This window comes from Henriciella sp., assembly GCF_049649345.1.
Lineage (GTDB): Bacteria > Pseudomonadota > Alphaproteobacteria > Caulobacterales > Hyphomonadaceae > Henriciella.
Map to the genome: position 1 here is coordinate 1 of NZ_JBARZC010000095.1, position 6,817 is coordinate 6,817.

Genomic DNA, 6,817 nt, shown 5'->3' on the forward strand with positions numbered 1-6,817 from the left:
GACCTGTTCCGCTCACGCGACATGGAGAAGGTCTACTGGGCCGTCACCGTAGGGTCGCCCAAGCCACCAGCCGGGCAGGTGCGCTGCTGGATGACGAAAGGGCAGGGGCCTGAAGGGCGCGAACGCATGGTCCAGTGCGCGCAGAATGATGAAGGCGCGCGCCACGCGATTACAGACTATTTTACCGTCTCACAGGCTGCCCAGAAAGCCGCCTGGGTCGCGCTTCGCCCGCAGACGGGCCGAATGCACCAGCTACGCTTTCATATGCATGAGATCGGCACATCCATTCTCGGCGACGACAAATACGTCACCAGCCGCGAAGTGCCGCTCGGCGTCGCAAACGGCCTCCACCTGCATGCCCGCGCGCTGTCGATCCCGCGCAAGAACAAGAAGCCGATCGTGATCCAGGCGCCGCTCTCAGGCCATATGAAGCAGACCTTCAAGACGCTCGGCTTCCTCGAAGAAGAAGCCGGCAAGGACCCGCTCGAACTCTTCCTCTAGCGCCAGAATCGCCGGATCAGCCCGCCATGACCGACCTCAAACTCGCCATCTGGGACATGGACGGCACCATCGTCGACAGCCGCGACGTGATCCAGACCGCCATGTGCCGCGCCTTCGGCACCTGCGGCCTGCCTGAACCGGACTATGAAGCAACGCGAAAGGTCGTCGGTCTTGGTCTTGAAGAGGCCGTGCGCACGCTGGCGCCGGACTATCACGACATTGCGGGGCTCACCGCGGCCTACAGGGAAGCCTTCGTCCTGCGCCGGACCGAGGAGAGTTTCAAGGAACCGCTCTATGATGGCGCGATCGAGACGCTCGACCGCCTCGCCAACGACAATTGGCTGATCGCCATGGCGACCGGCAAATCGCATCGCGGCATCCGCGCCATCTTCGAGATGCACCCGCTGGAACAATACTTCGACACGATCTGGTGCGCCGATGATGGTCCCGGCAAGCCGCACCCCTTCATGGTCGAGCAGGCCATGGACGCGCTCGGCTGCGAACCCCATCAAAGTCTCATCATCGGGGACGCCATTCATGACATCACAATGGGCCGGAATGCGGGCATCCATACAATGGGCGTCAGCTGGGGATTCGGCGCTGCCGAAGAGCTGGAAGCGGCGGGCGCGCACGAGGTCCACCATGACTTCAGCGCTCTGAACGGCGCCCTCGACCGGTTTGCCTCGAAAACTATTGCTTGACGGGAACTACTTCGCAGATGCAGCGTTGCCACTCAGAGACTCAGCAAGCCAAGGGGAATCTCATGAAAAAATCACTCGTCGCAATTCTCGTCGCTATGGGCGCAATCGGCGGTGTCGCCGCCTGTGAAGACAATGACGGACCGGCAGAAGAGGCCGGTGAAGAGCTGGACGAAGCTGCAGATGATGTTGAGGACAGCGTCGACTAGAGCGACACGTCTCAAAAAGAGTAAAGGGAGAGCCCGCCATGTGCCGGCTCTCCTTTTTTTATTCAAGACGCTGTTTTTGCTGTACAAAGATGCAGGCTCCACGGATCAATCAGGGGTCATGCGCGTTTGTTTTGTATCGCTCATTCAGACGCAAAGGCAGCTTCATGACACTCAACATCGACTATCTTCTCGCAGGCGTGGCGGTTGCTGTAGTCGGTGGAGGGGCTTTGACGCTGGCCGCCAATTCAAGCTCCAGGTCGCAGGATCTGGAAACGCGTTTTTCCGAAGCCGATTTTGCGACCTTCAATCGCGGCTTTGAGGTCAATGATACGGTCTGCGAGGTCGGGCTTGCAAAGCATGATCTCTGTTTCGAGCCATCGCCGCTTTCGGCGCAGATCGAGAGAGGCGAGGAATTCCCCGAAGACATGTATCCGCTTGCCCTGGAATGGCGCGCCAAGCTCGCCATGCCCAGAAAGCCGAAATCGCTGAAGACGATCCGGATCGGCCGCACGATTGCGCTGATGGAGCGGGACAGCGAGACCATTATCGACACGATGCGCCTCGGCGAGACGACATTCGTCGCCGCCAATGAAACGCCGTCCGGCTGATCGCAAACACGCCGAGACCACCTCGTCCTGAATCTCGCGCATTCCATTTCCCGTGCCATCGTGTCAGGAAGCGGCCATGACTGCGACGCCTCCGAGACAACAGACCCTTCCCAAACGCTTCTACAAGACCGCCTCCGCCGCCCTGTCCGGTGACGGCTGGCGCATCGAGCTGGATGGACGGCCCGTCAAGACGCCCGCCAAGACGGATATTACCGTGCCAACCGAAGTGCTTGCCGGCCTGCTCGCCGCCGAATGGAACGGCCAGGGCGAGCGGATCGATCCCTCCACCATGCCGCTCACCCGGCTTGCCAATGTCGCCATCGACCGCACACCGGCCACCCGCAAGGCGATGGCGGAAGAAATCGCCAAATATGCAGAGACCGATCTCGTCTGCCATCTGGCAGAAAGCCCGGCAGGCCTGCGCGAGCGCCAGGACGCTGGCTGGAAACCGTTACGCGAATGGGCAGGACGTGCGCTCGATATCGTGCTTGTGCCTGTCGAAGGCATTATCGCTTCGCCGCAGCCTGAAACCTCGCTCAAGGCAGCATATGATCACGCGCTCGCGCTGGATGATTTCGGCCTGACCGGCCTTGTCTGGGCGTGCGGGCTGTTTGGGTCTGCGGTGCTCGCCTTTGCTGTATTTCACGGAAAAACCGATGCAAGTTCTGCCTTTGACCTTTCGCGTATTGATGAAGACTGGCAAATTGAGCAGTGGGGCGAAGACGACGAAGCCGCCGCCGCGACAGCAGCGCGCAAACGCGATGCCGAAGCGATTGGCCGGTTCTTCGCTGCCCTGAGGACGAGCTGAAGGATCGAGCAAGGAGTACGCATGGCATTCAATAGTCTTCGTGTCCTTGTCGCCGCCATCCTGATCTCTGCGATGGCGGTCGTTCCCGCTGCTGCACAGGACGCCTGGCCGTCTTACGGCGTGATGAAGCTCGAAGATCACAAGGCGTATTTCCAGCCGGGCGCCTATCTCTCCTATTTGGACGAATTCGATATCACGCGCCGCGATGTCCTGCTCGATGTTCAATGGGAGGAGACCCACGGCCAGACCGTCGTTACGCAGACCTGGTCATCGCTCTCCGTGTCTGAGAATCATCTCGTAGACGACCCTAAGCCCTTCGCGAAGATGCTCTTCAAGCCGCAACCGTCCCCGTCGACCTGGCAGGCCTTTCGTTCAGGCTTTTCCTATTCCGTCAGTGAAAGAGAGGTCTTCGACGGAGAAGCTGAGACGCGCGTCTGGCTCTCGGACAATGACGATCTCACCATCCAGCCAGACGATGTCGAATGGGGCAGCGAAACTGAGTATTTCGACGCAGCGTTCCAGCAGACCGAAGGCGCATGCTGCATGTCCCGTGAAGACTATGCAAAAATCGCGATTGGCGACCATGTCACCAATTGCTCTTTCGTCGCGCACAAGACCTGGGAGGTCATGTGCATCTCACGCCATGTTGCGAGCGGATACACATGGCGGACTTTCGTCACGCGGCTCGAAGACGCGATCGGGTGACGGGCAGCGCGTATAGCGGCTCGCTCATCCCTCCAAGCATTCGCCTAACGCACCTGCTTGCGCTAGGTTCTCTCTGAAACATGCTGGAGATTCTTCATGAAACCGCGTCAGACCCTGCTCGCCGCTTTCGTCTTTGCTGCGCTCGCCGCCTGCGGCGGACCGGCTGAAAATGAAGCGGCAAAAGAGGCGCCAACCCCGCCCGCAGACACAGACCTCGCAGAGCTGCCAGGCAGTGAACCCGCAACCGGGGCGCAGACCCAGCCTGATGATCCGGCCACCGTCGCTGCTGCAAAAGAGGCCTGTTCGACCCTTTCGGCAGACGGGCTCTGCAATATAGAGTTCGGCATGAGCGAGAGTGAGGCGCGCGCGGCGTATCCCGGCGACCTCAACGGCGATGCCCGTGAAAACACGTCCTGCTACTATCTCCTGCCAGCCGGCGCCGGCTATGGCACGGCCTTCATGATGGTCGATGGCTCGGTCAAGCGCATCGATATCCGCGACACCAGCGTCGCCACCGCCGCCGGCGCCAAGGTCGGCATGCTGCTCGACGAGATCGACGATCTCTATCCCGGCGGCACACGCACCCCGAACAAATATGCGCCCGCCAATGAAGACCTGAAGGTCGATCTCGGCGATGGTGTTTTCGCCATTTTCGAGGAAGGCAATCAGGGCAGGGTGCGCGCCTACCGCCTCGGTATCGAGCCTGCGGTCAGTTTCGTGGAAGGCTGCGCCTGAACATTCAAGTGGCCTGTTCTGGCCCAACGAAGCAGCCTTACGGTGTAGCACATTGAAATAAAACAAAAAACAGTCTGAACAGAACTGAACGCGCCAGTCATGCTGGGTTGCAACACCATGTGCTTTTCTGCAGCCATGATGAACCGCATCATGAATACCCGAGTGGCAGCGCTGGCTTTGGCGGCAACCCCACTCACCGCACTCCCGGCGCTCGCAGATGCACCGGCCAGCACAACCGCTGTGGCCTCGCCTGCGCTCTCACTCAGCGTTGGCGATGCGTCCTTCTACGTCTCCATCGGACACGACCGCTGGCGCGGCCGAGACGGGCGCTATCATTCCCGTTCACGCTATGGCCAGGCCCCGTGGGAAACCCGTCAGCTTCGCCGCAGCGCGATGCAGCAATGCGCCGCCGAGATCCAGCGTCAGGGCTACCGCGTCGGGTATCGCGACATCGACATTGATGACGATATCCGCACCCGCCAGACCGGCCGTAACAGCTTCCTCGTCCGCTTCGACGATGTCGAGTTCGAAGGCCGCAGGCGCGAGCTGGAACGCGATATCTCCTGCTCGGTCAGCTATGGCCGCGTTGTTTCGCTGAGCGGTATTCCGCGGCCGGGCTCGCGCGGTTATGGCTATCGCAATAGTGGCTACGGCTACAGCTATGGCCACTCCGGTAATCGCGGCTATAGCTGGGGCAATCGCGGCCAAAGCCATTCCAGCTATGGCCGCAGCGACCGCCACGATAACGACCATGGGCGAGACCGCGGCCGGGGCCGGGACCGTGATGACGATCGCGGCCGGCGCACAGGACCTGGCGGTCAGCGTACCTATGGCGATGATGGTCTGAGAGGCGGGCGCCGCGGCAGCTAGTCCGGACCCCCCACCCCGTAAAAAGCCTTACAGAATGAAGGGCATGAGGGCAGGCTCCCGCAAAGACAGCCTGCCCTTTGGCTTGCGTCGCGGCCTCGAGTGCGTATCAAGGACACCGGAAACAGGTTGATGGAGTAGATCGCCCATGAAGGATGTCATCGAAGCCCTCGAAGCCAGACGCGAGGAAGCCCGTATGGGCGGCGGCAAGGACCGGATCGAGCGCCAGCACGCCAAGGGCAAGCTGACAGCGCGCGAACGCGTCACCATGCTGCTGGATGAGGGAAGCTTCGAGGAAACCGACATGTTCGTGGAGCACCGCTCCCACGATTTCGGCATGGAAGACCAGCGCATCCCCGGCGACGGCGTGGTCACCGGCTTCGGCACGATCAATGGCCGGCTGGTCTATGTCTTCTCCAAGGATTTCACCGTCTTTGGCGGGTCGCTCTCGCTCGCCCAGTCCGAAAAGATCGTCAAGATCCAGAAGATGGCCGCGAAGAATGGCGCGCCGGTGGTCGGCATTTTCGATGCAGGCGGCGCGCGCATCCAGGAAGGCGTCGACAGCCTTGCCGGCTATGCCGACATCTTCATGGAGAATGTCCTCTCCTCAGGCGTTATTCCGCAGATCTCGGTCATCATGGGCCCGTGCGCGGGCGGCGATGTCTATTCGCCCGCCATGACGGACTTCATCTTCATGGTGAAGGACACAAGCTACATGTATGTGACCGGCCCGGACGTGGTCAAAACCGTCACCAATGAAGAGGTCACCCACGAATCCCTCGGCGGTGCGTCCGTGCACGCCAAGAAGTCCGGCGTGGTCGATGGCGCCTTCGAGAACGACATTGAGACGCTCGTCCAGATGCGCCGCCTCGTCGACTTCCTGCCGCTGTCCAACCGCGAGCAGCCGCCGGTCCGCCCGAGCTTCGATGATCCGATGCGGATCGAGCCCAGCCTCGACAGCCTCATCCCGTCCAATCCGAACACGCCCTATGACATGAAAGAGCTGATCGAGAAGACGGTGGACGAGGGCGATTTCTTCGAGATCAGCCCCGATTTCGGCGCCAATATCCTCTGCGGTTTCGGGCGTATGGAAGGCTCGACCGTCGGTGTCGTCGCGAACCAGCCGATGACGCTCGCCGGCGTGCTCGACATTGACTCATCGCGCAAGGCCGCCCGCTTCGTGCGCTTCTGCGACTGTTTCAACATCCCGATCGTCACCTTCGTCGACGTGCCGGGCTTCATGCCGGGCACCAAGCAGGAATATGGCGGCCTCATCAAGCACGGCGCCAAGCTCCTTTTCGCCTATGCCGAAGCGACCGTGCCCAAGGTCACCGTCATCACGCGCAAGGCCTATGGCGGCGCCTATGACGTGATGAGTTCGAAACACCTTCGCGGCGACGTGAACTATGCCTGGCCGACCGCCGAGATCGCCGTGATGGGCGCCAAGGGCGCGGTCGAGATCATCTTCCGCAAGGATATTGGCGACCCGGACAAGATCGCCGCCCACACCAAGATGTATGAAGACAATTTCGCCAACCCCTATGTGGCCGCGAAAAAGGGCTATATCGACGACATCATCATGCCCCACTCAACCCGCAAACGCGTGGTGAAGGCGCTCCGGACCCTCAAGACCAAGAAACTCGAAAACCCCTGGAAGAAGCACGATAATATTCCGCTGTGAGTGGG

At 60.8% G+C, this 6,817-nt stretch carries 9 protein-coding genes; all 9 read left to right on the plus strand.

The window, feature by feature from the left end; translation table 11 throughout:
• A partial coding sequence (locus WA989_RS02380) for a pseudouridine synthase (RefSeq protein WP_424338926.1) occupies positions 1 to 501 on the plus strand: 501 nt, incomplete at its 5' end.
• A gap of 26 nt (positions 502 to 527) precedes the next feature.
• Positions 528 to 1,202, plus strand: a complete 675-nt coding sequence (locus tag WA989_RS02385) for an HAD-IA family hydrolase (RefSeq protein ID WP_424338927.1) — start codon at positions 528 to 530, stop codon at positions 1,200 to 1,202.
• 62 nt (positions 1,203 to 1,264) lie between these two features.
• Positions 1,265 to 1,408 (plus strand): hypothetical protein, encoded by a 144-nt coding sequence (locus WA989_RS02390; protein WP_424338928.1) that lies wholly within the window; start codon positions 1,265 to 1,267, stop codon positions 1,406 to 1,408.
• A gap of 164 nt (positions 1,409 to 1,572) precedes the next feature.
• Positions 1,573 to 2,016 (plus strand): hypothetical protein, encoded by a 444-nt coding sequence (locus tag WA989_RS02395; RefSeq protein WP_424338929.1) that lies wholly within the window; start codon positions 1,573 to 1,575, stop codon positions 2,014 to 2,016.
• A 76-nt stretch (positions 2,017 to 2,092) separates the two neighbouring features.
• Positions 2,093 to 2,824, plus strand: coding sequence for an ATP12 family chaperone protein (locus WA989_RS02400; RefSeq protein WP_424338930.1), 732 nt, complete (start codon positions 2,093 to 2,095; stop codon positions 2,822 to 2,824).
• 21 nt (positions 2,825 to 2,845) lie between these two features.
• The gene (locus tag WA989_RS02405) at positions 2,846 to 3,529 is read left to right on the plus strand and encodes a hypothetical protein (RefSeq protein WP_424338931.1); all 684 of its coding nucleotides are present in this window, start codon (positions 2,846 to 2,848) and stop codon (positions 3,527 to 3,529) included.
• A gap of 96 nt (positions 3,530 to 3,625) precedes the next feature.
• Positions 3,626 to 4,264, plus strand: a complete 639-nt coding sequence (locus WA989_RS02410) for a hypothetical protein (RefSeq protein WP_424338932.1) — start codon at positions 3,626 to 3,628, stop codon at positions 4,262 to 4,264.
• A gap of 150 nt (positions 4,265 to 4,414) precedes the next feature.
• Positions 4,415 to 5,134, plus strand: coding sequence for a hypothetical protein (locus WA989_RS02415; protein ID WP_424338933.1), 720 nt, complete (start codon positions 4,415 to 4,417; stop codon positions 5,132 to 5,134).
• 145 nt (positions 5,135 to 5,279) lie between these two features.
• On the plus strand, positions 5,280 to 6,812 hold the full coding sequence (locus tag WA989_RS02420) for an acyl-CoA carboxylase subunit beta (protein WP_424338934.1): 1,533 nt from the start codon (positions 5,280 to 5,282) through the stop codon (positions 6,810 to 6,812).
• Positions 6,813 to 6,817: the final 5 nt, after the last annotated feature.